Below are 16,220 nucleotides of genomic sequence, written 5' to 3' on the forward strand. Positions count from 1 at the left end.
GTGCCACACCGGTTTATTTTATTTGATAAACGCTGCAATATGTTCGGAAACAAATTCAGGCCGTTCCTCAGGCACCAGGTGGCCGGTCTGGCCAAGTGAGTACAGCACGGAATCAGGCAAATCTCCGTGCAGCCGTTTACCGATCTCCATAGGGACGATCCGGTCCTCCTCGCCCCAAATCAATAAAGCCGGCTTGTTCATTTTCTTTAATTGCTCGGGTTCTAAATCTCCTTCTCTATGGCGGATGAATCTTGTCATGGCTTTGAAAATCTCCTTGTCTTGAAAAGGCCTGCCATAGCCGTCAATCATCTCTTCATCAATCAGCGATTTGTCATGCACAACATTTAATAAATTTTTCATCACGCCTTCTTTTGAGAGCCAGCGCTTGATATAAAGGTGAAAATAGGGGAGGTGGGTCCCGAAAACGATCGACGGGTGCGAACGTTTTAAATATCCTGAACTGCAAAGCAGCACAACCTTTGAAAAAAGCTCCGGCTTTTGCAAAGCAGCAAACAGCGAGATTTGCCCGCCCATAGAATGGCCGATAAGTGCAGCCTGTTTGACCTGCAAGTGTTCCAAAACCCCAATGACAAGCTTAGCGAGGTTTTGATAGGAATAGATAAATGTTCTCGATTTTTCGGATTGGCCGAAAGGTGGCAAATCGAGCGCGATGATGTCGTACTTGTCCCGGAGAAGTGGGATTATTTTTCTGAAGCTGAAAGCTGACGATAAAAAACCGTGTACACAGACAAGCGTTTGCCTGCCCGGATTTTGATAGTGTTCGTAGTATACATTCACTCCATCGACCGTAAGCCGCCTTATTGGTGAAACCGCCTCCATTCTGTGTCACTCCCTTTTATAAGATGTCTGTATTGTGCCCTGAAATTGTCAATTCTAGAGGAAGTTTCTCCTTGTTTTTTCTTAGCATTCGTCAAAAAACGTGATATAATGTCATGAAGATTTCTTGACATTGCAAAGGTGTGAATCAAATGAAATTGACAGAGAAAGAAACAGAAATATTAGAAATTTTAGACGAAAACAGCCGCGCCGATTTAGAAACAATCGCAAAAATGGCGGGCATCCCTGTAGATGAAGTAAAAACGATTATTGACAAACTGGAAAAAGAAAAGGTTATCATCGATTATTCCGCTATGATTGACTGGCGAAAAGTCGACGGACATGAGGGCGTTACAGCCATGATTGACGTCAAAGTAACGCCGAAGCGGGGAGTCGGTTTTGATGAAGTGGCGGAACGGATTTACCGGTTCCAAGAGGTTGAATCCGTTTACCTGATGTCAGGCGTGTACGATTTGTCTGTCGTGATTCGCGGCAATTCGATGTCTGATGTAGCGCGTTTTGTTTCAGATAAACTGTCCACGCTTGATTCAGTAGTATCTACGACAACCCATTTTATCCTGAAAAAATACAAGCATGACGGCAAAGTGTTTGAAACAGGAGACGACGACAAAAGAATCGTGGTGTCACCGTAAATGACTTCGTATTTATCTGACTATGTACAACAAATAAAGCCGTCCGGCATCCGCAAATTCTTTGATTTGGCGGCAACGATGGAAGGTGTCATTTCCTTAGGTGTTGGTGAACCAGACTTTGTTACCGCATGGAATGTCCGTGAAGCAAGCATTCTCTCTCTTGAACAAGGGTATACGTCATACACTGCAAATGCCGGTTTATACTCATTGCGCGAGGAAATCAGCCGTTATTTAAGCAGCAGATTTGACCTTCGCTATTCGTCTGACAATGAGCTGATTGTGACAGTAGGGGCAAGCCAGGCCTTAGATATTGCGATCCGCGCCATTGTGAATCCGGGTGAGGAAGTCATCATACCTGAGCCGTGTTTTGTGGCGTACGATGCGCTTGTTTCTTTGGCAGGCGGCATTCCGGTTCATGTCCATACAACAGCAGACAAAGGATTTAAAGCAACGGCAGAGGATTTTGAAGCGGCTGTCACTGAAAAAACAAAAGCGATTCTCATCTGCTCGCCATCGAATCCGACAGGTTCGGTTTATTCGAAGGAAGAGCTGAATGAAATTGCCGAGTTTGCCAAAAAACATGATGTAATTGTCTTAGCAGACGAGATCTACGCGGAGCTGACATATGATGAGGAATTTACAAGCATAGCGGCATTACCGGGAATGAAGGAACGGACGGTTGTCATCTCAGGATTTTCAAAAGCGTTTGCGATGACGGGCTGGAGACTCGGTTTTGCCGCAGCGCCATCGGTGCTTCGTAATGCAATGCTCAAAATTCACCAGTATGCAATGATGTGTGCGCCGGCAATGGCGCAGTTTGCCGCCTTGGAAGGCCTGAAGAACGGCATGGAAGACGTAGAAAAAATGAAAAAAAGCTATCGAAGAAGACGGAATCTGTTTGTAGAATCGCTCAATGAAATCGGACTCAGCTGTCATCATCCGGGAGGCGCTTTCTATGCTTTTCCATCGATCAAAAGCACAGGAATGAGCTCGGAGCAGTTTGCCGAAGAGCTTCTGACGCAGGAAAAAGTGGCTGTTGTTCCGGGAAGTGTGTTTGGCCCGAGCGGTGAAGGATACATCCGCTGTTCATACGCAACCTCCATCGAGCAGCTTCAAGAAGCGTTGGTCAGAATAAAACGCTTCCTGCATAAAACAACATAAAAAAAGATACGAACCTTTTGTTCGCATCCAATAAAAGGGGGGAATACTAGAAAGCCTTTGGTATTTTCAGTTTACCCCTTTTTGCTGTACATAAACCTCATTTTTCATAAAAAGTTTTCTTTGCGGAAATGAGACATGTGTGATATAATTTTAAATTGCGTATAAACAGATATTTAATTTAACTTAGGAGTTGTTATGAATGGCAGCAAAATTTGAAGTGGGCAGTGTTTACACTGGTAAAGTTACAGGATTACAAGCGTATGGTGCGTTTGTTGCATTAGATGAAGAAACTCAAGGTTTAGTACACATTTCTGAAGTGACTCACGGTTTCGTAAAAGATATCAACGAGCACCTATCAGTTGGCGACGAAGTACAAGTAAAAGTACTAGCTGTTGATGAAGAAAAAGGAAAAATCAGCCTTTCAATTCGTGCGACACAAGCTGCGCCTGAGAAAAAAGAAAGCAAACCAAGAAAACCTAAAGCTGCGCAAGTAAGCGAAGAAGCTTCTACACCACAAGGTTTCAACACATTAAAAGATAAGCTTGAAGAGTGGATCGAAATGTCCAACCGCAAAGACCTTATCAAAAAATAAGCATGAAAAAAGCACCGGGCAGGAATGCCCGGTGCTTTTGTTTTCCTGTTTTCAACGAATGAAGTTTAGGAAGGGCAGCATTGGAGCACAGCGAATGTACAATTCGTGAGCACCGGCGCGCAGACCTGACAACGAATGAAGCACCGGACAGAATGTTCGGTGCTTTTTGATCCTATCGCATTTCAGGGTTTGCTGCCTCTTCACGTGATCTTTCCTCGTTTGGCTTAAACAGCAGGCCGAGGTTGATTAAACCGGCGATTCCGACAAGTCCGTAAATGATGCGGGAAAGGGCTGACCCTTGGCCGCCGAAAATGGCCGCTACTAAGTCAAATTGGAAAAATCCGATCAGTCCCCAGTTAATAGCGCCAATGATGGTTAATACAAGACAAATTCTCTGAATGGTACTCATATTCTGCTACCTCCTCCATGAATTATTAAAACAGTTATAGATTGTGACATATTGGAGAATCTATACATGCATTCTCCATATTGAGGGGGAACTTGTTTGCCCTCGTCTTTATCAGTTTCTTTCCCAGCACCCCGCCATATAAAACCATGCGATATGCTGACCGGTGAGAGCTGATTGCTTTACATGTAGTGAAGACATTCTGCATAATAAAAAATCTAAGGAGGAGATGTCATGCAAAACTTTACATACTGGAACCCGACCAAATTAATTTTCGGGCGCGGGGAAGTGGAAAGACTTCCGGAGGAACTCAAACCTTACGGGAAAAACGTATTGCTTGTCTACGGAGGCGGCAGCATTAAACGCAGCGGCCTGTATGATCAAGTCATTGAACAGCTGAATAAAGCCGGAGTGACCGTACATGAACTAGCAGGCGTAGAACCGAATCCGCGTGTGTCGACTGTTAATAAAGGTGTTGCCATCTGTAAAGAACACAACATTGATTTCTTGCTGGCTGTCGGCGGCGGAAGTGTCATCGACTGTACAAAAGCGATTGCCGCAGGAGCGAAGTATGATGGTGATGCGTGGGATATCGTCACGAAAAAACATCAGCCGACGGATGCTCTGCCATTCGGAACCGTATTGACTCTTGCCGCGACTGGCTCTGAAATGAACTCAGGCTCTGTTATTACAAACTGGGAAACAAAAGAAAAATACGGCTGGGGCAGCCCGCTCGTATTCCCTAAATTCTCTATTCTAGATCCAGTGAATACGTTCACCGTTCCTAAAAACCACACGATTTACGGTATGGTTGACATGATGAGCCACGTATTCGAACAATACTTCCATCATGTATCAAATACGCCGTATCAGGACCGTATGTGTGAGTCACTTCTGCGTACAGTCATTGAAACAGCGCCTAAGCTGATTAATGATCTCGAAAATTACGAACTGCGTGAAACGATCCTGTACACAGGAACAATCGCATTAAACGGCATGCTTTCTATGGGTGCAAGAGGGGATTGGGCAACTCATAATATTGAACATGCAGTATCTGCTGTTTATGACATTCCGCATGCAGGGGGACTGGCGATTCTGTTCCCGAACTGGATGAGACATACATTGTCTGAAAATCCTGCCCGCATGAAACAGCTTGCAGTTCGCGTGTTTGATGTTGAAGAAGCAGGCAAAACAGATGAAGAAATTGCACGTGAAGGTATCGATAAGCTGTCTGCATTCTGGACAAGCCTTGGCGCTCCGAACCGTCTTGCTGATTATGACATTAATGATGAGCAGCTTGACACAATTGCTGACAAGGCTATGGCTAACGGTACATTCGGCCAGTTTAAATCACTCAATAAAGAAGATGTGCTTGCCATTTTAAAAGCATCTCTATAAAAAAAGGGGAAATAGCCGCAGGGCTGCTTCCCTTTTTCTTTTAGTCAACCTGTGTTACAATGGGAAATCTGTTTTTTTACAGCATCATTTGGAGGTTTTACAATGGAAAATTTCACTTATTATAATCCGACGAAGCTGATCTTCGGAAAAGGCCAGATTGAACAATTAAAAAAAGAAATAAAGCAATACGGCAAGAACGTGCTGCTCGTATACGGCGGCGGAAGCATTAAACGCAACGGCCTATATGATCAAGTCACGAGCATTTTAAAAGAAGAGGGCGCTGTTGTCCATGAGCTGTCAGGTGTAGAGCCGAACCCGCGTCTTGCGACAGTGGAAAAAGGCATAGAGCTATGCAGAAACCATCACATTGATTTTCTGCTTGCAGTCGGCGGCGGAAGTGTTATTGACTGTACAAAAGCAATTGCTGCCGGCGCCAAATACGACGGCGATGCTTGGGACATCTTCAGCAAAAAAGTCACAGCAGAGGATGCGCTGCCATTTGGCACTGTTTTAACCCTTGCTGCGACTGGCTCTGAAATGAACCCGGATTCCGTAATTACAAACTGGGAAACAAACGAAAAATATGTATGGGGCAGCAATGTGACTCATCCTCGCTTTTCTATTTTAGATCCTGTAAATACGTTCACTGTCCCAGAAAATCAAACCGTATACGGCATGGTGGACATGATGAGCCACGTATTCGAGCAATACTTTCATAATGTTGAAAATACACCGCTTCAGGACAGAATGTGCTTTGCGGTTCTGCAGACGGTTATCGAAACAGCTCCAAAGCTTCTTGAAGATCTGGAAAATTACGAGCTTCGTGAAACGATTTTGTATGCAGGCACAATCGCTTTAAACGGTACGCTCCAAATGGGCTACTTTGGCGACTGGGCTACTCATACAATGGAACACGCCGTTTCAGCTGTATATGATATTCCGCATGCAGGGGGACTGGCGATCCTGTTCCCGAACTGGATGAGATATACGCTTGATACAAATGTAGGCCGCTTTAAAAACCTCATGCTCAACATGTTTGACATTGATACAGAAGGCAAAACAGATAAAGAAATTGCGCTTGAAGGAATCGACAAGCTGTCTGCATTCTGGACAAGCCTCGGCGCGCCTTCCCGTCTTGCCGATTACAATATCGGAGAAGAAAAGCTGGAGCTGATTGCTGATATCGCAGCCAAAGAAATGGAACACGGCGGCTTCGGCAACTTCCAAAAACTGAACAAAGATGACGTGTTAGCCATCCTTCGCGCGTCTCTATAATCCCAAAGGGCGGAATCCAGTCATTCCGCCCTTTCTTCTTGACTTGATTTCACAGATAAGTTCATATAAAGTGAAAGATGAAAACATTATACCGTTATGGAGGGACAAGCAATGACGCATGTACGCTTTGACTACTCAAAAGCGTTGACTTTCTTCAACGAACATGAACTTACATACCTGCGGGACTTTGTAAAAACAGCACACCATAATATTCATGAAAAAACAGGCGCTGGCAGCGATTTTCTAGGCTGGGTGGACCTCCCTGAACATTATGATAAAGAAGAATTCGCGCGCATCAAAAAAAGCGCGGAAAAAATCAAATCTGACTCAGATGTATTGCTTGTTGTCGGCATCGGCGGTTCATACCTCGGGGCGCGGGCTGCGATTGAAGCGCTTAATCACGCATTTTATAATACATTGCCAAAAGCAAAACGCGGCAATCCGCAAGTGATTTTCATCGGAAACAACATCAGTTCATCTTATATGAGAGATGTTATGGATCTTCTCGAAGATGTGGACTTCTCTATTAATGTGATTTCTAAATCAGGTACGACAACTGAACCTGCAATCGCTTTCCGCATTTTCCGCAAGATTCTTGAAGAGAAATACGGCAAAGAAGAAGCGAAAGCGCGGATTTACGCAACAACTGATAAAGAGCGCGGCGCATTAAAAACGCTTTCTAACGAAGAAGGCTTCGAGTCATTCGTTATCCCTGATGATGTCGGCGGCCGTTATTCTGTATTAACAGCTGTAGGCCTATTGCCGATTGCTGTAAGCGGCGTTAACATTGACGAGATGATGAAAGGCGCCTTGGATGCAAGCAAAGATTTTGCAACATCTGAACTGGAAGATAACCCTGCATACCAATATGCGGTTGTTCGCAATGTACTTTATAATAAGGGCAAAACCATCGAAATGCTCATTAACTATGAGCCGGCGCTTCAATACTTTGCGGAATGGTGGAAGCAGCTGTTCGGAGAAAGTGAAGGGAAAGATGAGAAGGGCATATATCCTTCTTCCGCTAACTATTCTACAGATCTTCACTCTTTAGGCCAGTATGTACAAGAAGGCCGCAGAGATTTATTCGAAACAGTGCTGAACGTAGAGAAACCTAAACATGAACTGACAATCGAGGAAGCGGATAACGATCTCGACGGCTTAAACTATTTAGCCGGTAAAACGGTTGATTTCGTGAACAAGAAAGCGTTCCAGGGCACGATGCTTGCCCATACAGACGGAAATGTTCCGAACTTAATCGTCAACATTCCTGAGCTGAATGCATATACTTTTGGATACCTTGTATATTTCTTCGAAAAAGCCTGCGCGATGAGCGGTTATCTCCTTGGCGTCAATCCATTTGACCAGCCTGGAGTAGAAGCGTATAAAGTCAATATGTTTGCGTTGCTTGGCAAACCTGGCTTTGAAGAGAAAAAAGCAGAGCTTGAAAAACGTCTGGAAGATTAATGTGGAAAAGCTGACTGGCACTTGCCGGTCGGCTTTTTATAAAATCAGAAAGGTGCTGATGTTCATGAAACAAATGATTAAACATTTCATCATTGCCGTTTTTTCTGCAGCTGTTTTAAGCGTCCTTATTTACTTTGATACCGTGAATACAGAGTTGTCTTCAAGCTTCGGCGGTACGCTGTCGCACTTTTTCATCCACGCCTTTCTTCTCATTGGTTTGCCGCTTGCGCTTTTTACCGATGCGGTACACCGGATTTTGCATCTAAAACGATCTCATACTCTGCTTACTAAATTAGGACTGTATGCTGCAGTTGTATATGTTTCATGGGAATCGGTTGCAGAGCTTGCAGCGGCAATGGCTGTTTACTTCATAATTGAATGCGCTTTCTTTTCTGTTGGACGCACGAAAGAAACAACGATTTCCATGTAGTGCGCCCCTGAATGAAGTCTTGATGGGCGGGACAGGATAAGTGAAAAAAGGGGCATTTTGATGATTACAATACCTTCCGCGATAGATGGGCAGTCTTTTCTGCTGCAAGAGCTGGAACAAGTGATGAAGCCGCTCGGTTATGTGATAAACGGCGGCTGGGAATACGATCATGGCTACTTTGATTATAAGATTGATGATAGAGACGGCTATTTGTTTTTAAGGATTCCTGTCAATGCGGTACAGGGCAGTCTCGATGAACGCGGGGCGGCCGTGCGGATCGGGACGCCATTTATGCTGAGGCAGGTGTTTCAAGCGGATCTTGATGACAATGCCAAGGGAGGGCCGTTCCAATCACTGTTTAATCAATTTTCCGAGCCGGAGAGGCGTGATGCGGAAATTGATCCGGCGTATTTGGATATCGGCGCCTCCCTTGTGAAAGAATTGGAGGATATTCTGCTGCATTAGATCGCAAGAAATCGGTCTGTTTCGAGCACTTTATATGTAAGAGGAGGGGAGATCATCGGCCCTTCCTCTTTTTGTATGCCGATAATTGTTGTATTCTGGTCAAGGAAATAGAGGACACACGCCTTATAAGCGGCTCCCTTTAGGTCATCAGGAACAGGTAGAAGCCTCACATGCTGTTGAAGTGTCAGGTTGATTTCATTATGCTTAGACGGCCGTAATTTGATTTGGTAATGCTGCAGCATCGCCCGGCTGATAAATTCTGATGTTCCGATGATTTGATTGGCGCCTGCCCGCTCTGCGTTAATGACAAACCGGTCAGTCAAAATTTCAACGATGCAGTAAGCAAGGGGATTAAGCCCTTTAACAGATAAAAGAGTCAGCACTGACAGCATATCTGCTTCAGTTTCACTTTTATACTGATCGGCTGTCACCATCACTGACTCCGCTTCAGCAACATTGGCCCGTTTCAATGTCTCATCATCGGCGGCGTGCCCGCGTATGAAATGGACGTTTTCGATAAGCGGGCCTTCTTTTAAAGATTCATCAATCAGCACAACCGTCTTGGAAGGGGCCATAAGCTGCAGCTCCTTCAGCAGACGGTTTGTTTTTTCATTCCACCCGATCATAATGATGTGGCCCCGCCCTTTGTAAGCAACTTTTCCTTCGATGTAGCGGTGCTGCCTGCTGAATGCTGCCGCTGATAATGTGGCAAAATATGCAGTGACAAAGCTTGCTCCGCTTAAAATCAGCAGAATTCCGGCTGCCTGCCCCAGCGGTGTGTGCGGCACATAGTCACCGTATCCGACTGTTGAAACCGTAACAACAGCCCACCAAATGCCTTCAAATACCGAAGTGAACTGCTTTGGCTCAAGCACATAAATGATTTGGCCGAACAAAAGAATCAGACATAAAATAATTATCCCGATTCGGATAAATAACGGCCACCTCAGCCATGCAATAAATATCCGATTTGATTTCATTCTTTTTCTCCTTCTTCGGATAAAGAGATGGATAATATCTGCTTAATAATGGTATTTAATTTCTCATTCAGCTTTTCCTGGCCGTACATATCCCGGGCCTGCTTCATTAAATCGGCTGTATCATCATCCAGCTGAATAAGCGGCTCATCGATTTCCGACTCATTGTAAAGCTGGATAAATGCGTCCAGTCCTTCATTCATTCGGTCGATTGCTGTGCTCAGCTGTTCCTTTTCCTCACTCGTCACTTTCATAGCTTCCATCACACCCGTACTTTTTCTAACAGTATGTCCCACTTCGGTTGATGTTTTTCAAAAAATGAACAAAACATATAAAAACGGATTTCTCCATAAACTAAAACAAAAAGGATGAAAAAGATGACGATCTTTCAAAGAACGATCGTGGTTTTGATCGGTACGCAGCTGGCGGCATCTGGAGTGATTTTGTTTATTTTCGATTTGAATTCCTATAATCACTTTTCCGGCAGCTTCTCTTGGCTTCATTTTCTGAAAGAGCTGGTCGGCAGCTTCACCTTTTATTTGTTTTCAGCAGGTTTGTTCTTTCTGCTGATTGGATTGTGTGCTCCGAGCCGGAAGAAAAAGCGCATTCCTGTACACGGGAAAGAAAACTCATTAAAATAATCGTAATAGAGAAATGATCATGAACAAAGGATGATGAAAAAATGCTGTTTATATTTTTAACAATAGCCGCATTGGGATTGTCGTTTTGGGCACAATTTAAAGTGAAGAGCAACTTTGATAAATATTCAAAAGTGGAAGCCTCAAGCGGACGTACAGGGGCAGAAACGGCAAGACGGATTTTAGATATAAACGGTCTTTACGACGTGCCGGTCGAACCGGTAAGAGGTACTTTAACAGACCATTACGACCCGACAAGACGGGTGGTGCGTTTATCTGAGCCGGTCTATTACGGCCGCTCAATTTCCGCCATATCCGTAGCTTCCCATGAAGTCGGACATGCCTTGCAGCATCAGGAGTCATATGGTGCGCTTGTGCTGAGACACAAAATCTTCCCAGTTGTGAATTTTGCATCCGGTGTAGCTCCTATGCTTTTCTTAGGAGGCATGCTTCTCGGCAGCCTGAATCTCATCGGGCTTGGCATCATTCTGTTTTCAGCAGCTGTCTTTTTCCAGCTGATTACACTGCCTGTCGAATTCAATGCCAGTTCACGCGCGAAGCAGATTATTGTGTCAGAAGGATTCATCCGAAACAATGAAGAAAATGGGGTAAATAAAGTGCTGAGCGCCGCTGCCTTAACGTATGTGGCCGCCGCCCTGGTTTCCCTGTTTGAGCTTCTTCGCTTTGTGATGATCTTCTTAAACGGTCGTAATGAGAATTAACGTTAAGGAGGTGGCCCCTTACCATTTTTATGGTAAGGGCTTTTTTTGCTTATTTTACAATTGATCGCCATTTTTGTTTTGATTGGCATTACGGCTGTTTTTGTTGCAGCGGAATTTGCGATCGTCAAAATCAGAGGCTCAAAAATCAATCAGCTCATCGAAAGCGGTGACAGCCGGGCGCTTGCCGCGCATAAAATCATCTCCAATCTAGACGAGTATTTATCAGCCTGCCAGCTCGGGATTACCATTACAGCTCTCGGCCTCGGATGGCTTGGTGAACCGACATTTGAACGTATGCTTCATCCCTTATTTACAATGACAGGCATGCCGGAACCAATTAACCACATTGTCACATTTGTAGTTGCATTTATCATCGTCACTTTTTTGCATGTGGTGATGGGTGAGCTTGCCCCGAAAACGGTTTCCATTCAAAAGGCTGAAGCTGTCAGTTTATGGATTGCAAAGCCGCTGATCTGGTTTTATAAAATCACATATCCGTTTATTAAAACATTGAACGGCTCTGCAAGCTTTCTTGTGAAATTGTTTGGCTTTCATTCAGTGAAGGAGCATGAGGTTGTTATCAGCGAAGAGGAACTGAGGCTGATCCTGTCAGAAAGCTATGAAAAGGGAGAAATCAATCAGTCTGAATTCCGCTATGTGAATAAGATTTTTGAATTCGACAACCGGGTAGCAAGAGAGATTATGATTCCGCGGACAGAAATTGCGGTCATTTCTTTGGAGCAGTCGCTTGAAGAAGCGATTCATCACATTATTAATGAACGGTATACTCGCTACCCTGTCATCAAGGATGACAAGGATCATATTTTAGGGATCATCAACAGCAAAGACATGTTTAAAGCCTATTTTCTCGGCCAGCCGATCAAGCTGAAGCAGATCATGAGGCCCGTCATCAGGGTCATTGAAAGCATTCCTGTTCAGCAGCTTTTGATCCGCATGCAAAAGGAGCGGATTCACATGGCGATTCTCGTAGATGAATACGGGGGAACGGCGGGCCTTGTCACTGTTGAGGATATTATCGAGGAAATCGTCGGGGAAATCCGCGATGAATATGATCAGGACGAAGCACCGCACATTTTGAGAAAAGGCGAGCACCATTATGTAATGGATGGAAAAGCGCTTATAGACGAAGTAAACGATCTGCTCGACATTGCCATTGAAAATGAAGAAATTGATACGATTGCAGGCTGGCTTCTGACCCAAAAAATGGAGCTGAAAGCAGGAGATGTGATACACGCAGAGGGTTGTGAATTTAAAATCCTCGACGCCGAAGATCATCACATCCGTTTTGTAGAAATTAAAAAAACCGACTTTTAATAAAAAGCAGCCGAAGAGTGAGCGGCTGTTTTTTTATTGCGGCAGGTGCGTTTTCTGAAAAAGCAATGCTGTGAAGCCTTTTTTCTACATAAGATATACAGACCGGGACAGTTAGGAGGGAGTGGCAGTATGAAAAAGGCTTGGTGGAAGGAAGCGGTTGTCTACCAAATTTACCCCCGCAGTTTTAAAGATTCAAATGGCGACGGAATCGGGGATATTCAGGGGATCAGATCCAAGCTTCCCTACATAAAAGAGCTGGGCGCTGATGTGATCTGGATTTGCCCGCTGTATGATTCACCCAATGCTGATAACGGCTATGATATCAGGGATTACCAAAACATACTAAGCGATTTTGGCACGATGGCTGATTTCGACCAGCTGCTTGATGACATTCATAAGCTGGGCATGAAGCTGATTATGGATCTTGTTGTGAACCATACAAGCGACGAACACCCATGGTTCATCGAATCTCGTTCATCTATACACTCCGAAAAGCGCGACTGGTATATTTGGAAGGATGGCAAGAACGGGAAAGCGCCTAACAATTGGGAAAGTATTTTCGGCGGGCCGGCTTGGCAGTATGATCAAAAGACAAGCCAGTATTATCTTCACCTTTTTGATAAAAAACAGCCTGATTTGAATTGGGAAAATGAAAAGGTGAGAAATGCCGTTTATGACATGATCAATTGGTGGCTTGATAAAGGCATTGACGGATTTCGGGTGGATGCGATTACGCATATTAAGAAAAAAGAAGGGCTTCCTGATCTGCCGAATCCAAAAGGGCTGGACTGCGTGCCTTCTTATCCCTTTCATATGAATGCTGAGGGCATTATGGATTTTTTAACAGAGCTGGAGGCAAACACATTTTCCAGCTATCCGATTATGACAGTCGGTGAGGCAAACGGTGTATCTGCAAAGGAAGCGGCTGATTGGGCTGGAGAAAAAAACGGCATCTTCAGCATGATTTTTCAATTTGAGCATCTCGGCCTGTGGGATGTAGAGATCAATGAAAGCATTGATATCGCTTCCTTCAAACGAATCCTAACAGAGTGGCAGGACAGTCTTGAAGGGATCGGCTGGAATGCTCTGTTTATGGAAAACCACGACCAGCCCCGTTCAGTTTCTGTGTGGGGAGACGATGGAGTGTACCTGAAAGAAAGTGCAAAAGCGCTTGCCGCTGTTTATTTTCTCATGAAAGGCACACCGTTTATTTATCAGGGACAGGAACTTGGGATGACAAACGTGGCATTTCCTTCTATTGAGGACTATGATGATGTTGCCATGAAACGCCTGTATGAAACAAAAACGGCGAAAGGCGCGTCACACGAGGATGTAATGAAGATTGTCTGGAAAAAGGGAAGAGACAATTCACGAACGCCAATGCAATGGAATGCTGATCCATACGCTGGATTTTCTGAGGCCAAACCGTGGATCGGAATCAATGAGAATTACAAGTGGCTGAATGCCGAGGCGCAAAAAAACGACAAAACATCCGTTTACCATTTTTACAAAAGCTTGATCAAGCTGCGCCAAACATACAATGTTTTTATCGATGGGACATACGAGCTTATGTTACCGGAAGATCAGCAAATCTTTGCATATCTTCGGAAGAGCAATGACCATACTGCACTGATTGCAGCCAATCTGACAGGAACGCCGGCCTTTTTCAAGCATGCCGGATTGCCATTGTCATCAGACGCACTCGTATTGTCAAATGTGGAAACAGAGCCCCACAAGCACATCACATCAGTACTGTTAAAGCCGTATGAAGCAAGAATATATGTATGGTGATCAACTCCAGCCAGAGACTGGAGTTTTTTGTTTTTATCAGGTTTATATGAGCAGTTTAACAGGAAAAAAAGAACACAGAACGAATTAGCAAATGAAGCGGACAAATGAAAGGAGAAACAAATGCTGAAAACATTACAAATCATAACAAATAAACGAGATGAAATGATTGAGATCACCCGCGAGGTGGAAGCGTTTCTTCAAGAAACAGGTGTGACGAGCGGTGCTGCGCTGATTTACTGTCCGCATACGACTGCGGGCATTACAATTAATGAAAATGCCGATCCCGATGTTAAAAAAGATATGCTCAGAAGGTTTGATGAGGTGTATCCATGGGAACACGAGCTGGACCGCCATATGGAGGGCAATACAGCAGCACATATGAAGTCGAGTACGGTCGGAGCTTCACAGCATGTCATTATTGAAAACGGCCGGCTGATTCTTGGAACGTGGCAGGGCATTTATTTTTGTGAATTTGATGGCCCGCGTACACGGACTTGCTATATCAAAATCATGGGGTAACAGGAGGATTTTTATGACGGATTGGATGAAAGCATTCAAGCGTTAAAGAAAAATGGCTGCTCGCTATCCGCAGGAAGCGGTCCTGCTTGAAAAACGCGGAATGGATATCATCGCACTGCAAGGAAGCGGAAGCGGGAGGCCGCCGCGGTTCTTTTCTGCCGGTCAGCGGGGAATCCGCACTTGGCCTTATGTCTTTGATGCCCAGGCGGCAGACGCCGTTTCTCATGTGTGAAGAGTGTTGAAGCATCTGAAGTGTGCAGACGTGGGAACAGACACGTGCCTCACTGCATTGTTTTCAGGAGAGCCTGCTAAGGGGTATAGTCAATCAATGGATGAAAAGAGCACCAGGCTAAGGAAGCAAATGCGCTTCCTTAGCCAGTGCAACACACGTTAACAAAGCCGATGAAAAAACACGCAGCCAAGGAAAAGAATTCCGGGTACATGTCTCTATGGGCCGGGCAATCTGCCGGAATGCTTAACGGGCCCGCTGATGTGAAAATGCTGTTAGCCGAGCTTTGCCGAACGTAACTTGATAAACAGAGGTGACAGATGATGAACATTCTTCAATATTCTTATAAAAAAAGAGGGAAAATTGAGTTTGTATTTGAAGGCTGGCCTCATTCAAAAGTTACAATGGCTCCTATCAAAGGCTACTATTTTGTCCGCTTTATCAAATGGAGCAGCTTAGATCCAATCGTGACAAGAAATGACCTTGAAAAAATGGAGTGGGCTGCGAACCAGTATTTCGGCACAGCCCCTTTTTATCGAAAACGAAAAGCATTTGAAACCCCATCGCCCCGGAAATAGGCGGTGGAGCTTTTAGCGGACGACGCGGTAAAGAGACGGAACATCCAGTCTGGTCGCCTGAGACAGAAGGTAGGCTTTCTGTACGGCTCCTTTTCTTCTAAACGAATTCAGCTTATCAATAATTTGCTGTCCGCTTAAGATTCCAAGACCATGGGCAAAATATTTATCTTCTCCCAGTAAAATCACATTTTCGCCTCTCCACTGCGCTTTTTGCGGATCAAATTCGGGATTCTTAAAATACAAACAATCTCCGAGGAAAAAGTGATGTCCTGTTTCCGTATAGATCGGCAATTTCTCATAATGCCAGTCATATAAAATAATCCTATCAAAGTTGGCATCAAATTTTTCTTCCCCGATTGTATCAATCAAGGCCAGATAATAAATCACAACAATGGCGGTCGCACATTCAAACGCGTAAAACGGGCCGTTTTCTGCGATATCCCGAATCGCTTTTGAAGGCGGCATTCGATATTTCAATTCTAAGGCGCCCTCCGGTGAAACCCTCCAATACGCTGTATTCCCGTATGTTTTTAAAAAAGTGGCAAACTTCGCTCCGCTTTTGTGCAGCGTTTTTGCCGCAGCCACGATATTCATCCGCAGGTTCAGCTCAAACATCAGTTCAGCAATTGAATGGTAATCAAACTGAACGGGCGTCTCAATCATCTCTTTTAACAGCGGATTCAAATTCTTATCAATCTTCCAGTTTTCAATATCTTGGGGACGGAGCAATTGTCCGGATACAATAATCAT

At 44.5% G+C, this 16,220-nt stretch carries 20 protein-coding genes; 15 read left to right on the plus strand and 5 right to left on the minus strand.

Going from position 1 to position 16,220, the window contains the following annotated elements; genetic code table 11:
- Nucleotides 1-18: 18 nt before the first annotated feature.
- Nucleotides 19-840: an alpha/beta fold hydrolase gene (locus MOB98_RS11735; RefSeq protein ID WP_268359291.1), complete on the minus strand. Its 822-nt coding sequence runs from the start codon at nt 838-840 to the stop codon at nt 19-21.
- Between the two features lie 149 nt (nt 841-989).
- Between MOB98_RS11735 and MOB98_RS11740 the strand changes: the two genes are divergently transcribed.
- The 3 genes from MOB98_RS11740 (at nt 990) to yugI (ending at nt 3,243) form a co-directional block, all read left to right on the plus strand.
- Complete coding sequence (locus tag MOB98_RS11740) at nt 990-1,490, plus strand: Lrp/AsnC family transcriptional regulator (protein WP_268359292.1); 501 nt, start codon at nt 990-992, stop codon at nt 1,488-1,490.
- Nucleotides 1,491-2,651 (plus strand): aminotransferase, encoded by a 1,161-nt coding sequence (locus MOB98_RS11745; RefSeq protein ID WP_268359294.1) that lies wholly within the window; start codon nt 1,491-1,493, stop codon nt 2,649-2,651.
- A 199-nt stretch (nt 2,652-2,850) separates the two neighbouring features.
- Complete coding sequence (gene yugI / locus MOB98_RS11750; RefSeq protein ID WP_003228864.1) at nt 2,851-3,243, plus strand: S1 domain-containing post-transcriptional regulator GSP13; 393 nt, start codon at nt 2,851-2,853, stop codon at nt 3,241-3,243.
- Nucleotides 3,244-3,415: 172 nt separating this feature from the next.
- Here the strand turns inward: yugI and MOB98_RS11755 are convergent, their stop codons facing one another.
- A complete protein-coding gene (locus MOB98_RS11755) occupies nt 3,416-3,652 on the minus strand; it encodes a DUF378 domain-containing protein (protein ID WP_003220771.1) in 237 nt (78 codons plus the stop codon).
- A gap of 231 nt (nt 3,653-3,883) precedes the next feature.
- Here MOB98_RS11755 and MOB98_RS11760 point away from each other — a divergent pair, with 231 nt between their 5' ends.
- The 5 genes from MOB98_RS11760 (at nt 3,884) to MOB98_RS11780 (ending at nt 8,681) form a co-directional block, all read left to right on the plus strand.
- Nucleotides 3,884-5,047 (plus strand): iron-containing alcohol dehydrogenase, encoded by a 1,164-nt coding sequence (locus tag MOB98_RS11760; protein ID WP_268359296.1) that lies wholly within the window; start codon nt 3,884-3,886, stop codon nt 5,045-5,047.
- A gap of 102 nt (nt 5,048-5,149) precedes the next feature.
- Nucleotides 5,150-6,322 (plus strand): iron-containing alcohol dehydrogenase, encoded by a 1,173-nt coding sequence (locus MOB98_RS11765; protein WP_268359297.1) that lies wholly within the window; start codon nt 5,150-5,152, stop codon nt 6,320-6,322.
- Nucleotides 6,323-6,433: 111 nt separating this feature from the next.
- Nucleotides 6,434-7,786, plus strand: coding sequence for a glucose-6-phosphate isomerase (locus tag MOB98_RS11770; RefSeq protein ID WP_268359298.1), 1,353 nt, complete (start codon nt 6,434-6,436; stop codon nt 7,784-7,786).
- A 58-nt stretch (nt 7,787-7,844) separates the two neighbouring features.
- Nucleotides 7,845-8,216, plus strand: coding sequence for a hypothetical protein (locus tag MOB98_RS11775; protein ID WP_268359350.1), 372 nt, complete (start codon nt 7,845-7,847; stop codon nt 8,214-8,216).
- 60 nt (nt 8,217-8,276) lie between these two features.
- The gene (locus tag MOB98_RS11780) at nt 8,277-8,681 is read left to right on the plus strand and encodes a YugN-like family protein (RefSeq protein WP_268359299.1); all 405 of its coding nucleotides are present in this window, start codon (nt 8,277-8,279) and stop codon (nt 8,679-8,681) included.
- On the opposite strand, the gene MOB98_RS11785 is transcribed toward MOB98_RS11780, so the two are convergent.
- Both MOB98_RS11785 and MOB98_RS11790 read right to left on the minus strand, forming a co-directional pair.
- Nucleotides 8,678-9,661: a potassium channel family protein gene (locus MOB98_RS11785; protein ID WP_268359301.1), complete on the minus strand. Its 984-nt coding sequence runs from the start codon at nt 9,659-9,661 to the stop codon at nt 8,678-8,680. The two genes, MOB98_RS11780 and MOB98_RS11785, sit on opposite strands and share 4 nt — an antisense overlap.
- Nucleotides 9,658-9,912: a protein mistic gene (locus tag MOB98_RS11790; protein ID WP_080474835.1), complete on the minus strand. Its 255-nt coding sequence runs from the start codon at nt 9,910-9,912 to the stop codon at nt 9,658-9,660. Before MOB98_RS11790 ends, MOB98_RS11785 begins: the two co-directional genes overlap by 4 nt.
- Before the next feature lie 123 nt (nt 9,913-10,035).
- On the opposite strand from MOB98_RS11790, the gene MOB98_RS11795 reads away from it, so the two are divergent.
- From MOB98_RS11795 to MOB98_RS11825, 7 genes are all read left to right on the plus strand, one after another.
- Nucleotides 10,036-10,299: a hypothetical protein gene (locus tag MOB98_RS11795; RefSeq protein WP_128740678.1), complete on the plus strand. Its 264-nt coding sequence runs from the start codon at nt 10,036-10,038 to the stop codon at nt 10,297-10,299.
- Nucleotides 10,300-10,340: 41 nt separating this feature from the next.
- The gene (locus MOB98_RS11800; RefSeq protein ID WP_268359302.1) at nt 10,341-11,018 is read left to right on the plus strand and encodes a zinc metallopeptidase; all 678 of its coding nucleotides are present in this window, start codon (nt 10,341-10,343) and stop codon (nt 11,016-11,018) included.
- Between the two features lie 45 nt (nt 11,019-11,063).
- A complete protein-coding gene (locus MOB98_RS11805) occupies nt 11,064-12,353 on the plus strand; it encodes a hemolysin family protein (RefSeq protein WP_268359304.1) in 1,290 nt (429 codons plus the stop codon).
- Between the two features lie 129 nt (nt 12,354-12,482).
- Nucleotides 12,483-14,144 (plus strand): glycoside hydrolase family 13 protein, encoded by a 1,662-nt coding sequence (locus MOB98_RS11810; protein ID WP_268359305.1) that lies wholly within the window; start codon nt 12,483-12,485, stop codon nt 14,142-14,144.
- Nucleotides 14,145-14,264: 120 nt separating this feature from the next.
- Nucleotides 14,265-14,663, plus strand: coding sequence for a secondary thiamine-phosphate synthase enzyme YjbQ (locus MOB98_RS11815; RefSeq protein WP_268359307.1), 399 nt, complete (start codon nt 14,265-14,267; stop codon nt 14,661-14,663).
- A 52-nt stretch (nt 14,664-14,715) separates the two neighbouring features.
- Entirely contained in the window at nt 14,716-14,895 is a 180-nt protein-coding gene (locus tag MOB98_RS20880) for a hypothetical protein (RefSeq protein WP_268359310.1), read from the plus strand.
- A gap of 320 nt (nt 14,896-15,215) precedes the next feature.
- A complete protein-coding gene (locus tag MOB98_RS11825) occupies nt 15,216-15,470 on the plus strand; it encodes a hypothetical protein (protein ID WP_268359312.1) in 255 nt (84 codons plus the stop codon).
- Nucleotides 15,471-15,482: 12 nt separating this feature from the next.
- On the opposite strand, the gene MOB98_RS11830 is transcribed toward MOB98_RS11825, so the two are convergent.
- On the minus strand, nt 15,483-16,220 hold the full coding sequence (locus MOB98_RS11830; RefSeq protein ID WP_268359313.1) for a protein-glutamine gamma-glutamyltransferase: 738 nt from the start codon (nt 16,218-16,220) through the stop codon (nt 15,483-15,485).

It is taken from the genome of Bacillus sp. N13C7, assembly GCF_026790065.1.
Classification (GTDB): Bacteria; Bacillota; Bacilli; order Bacillales; family Bacillaceae; genus Bacillus.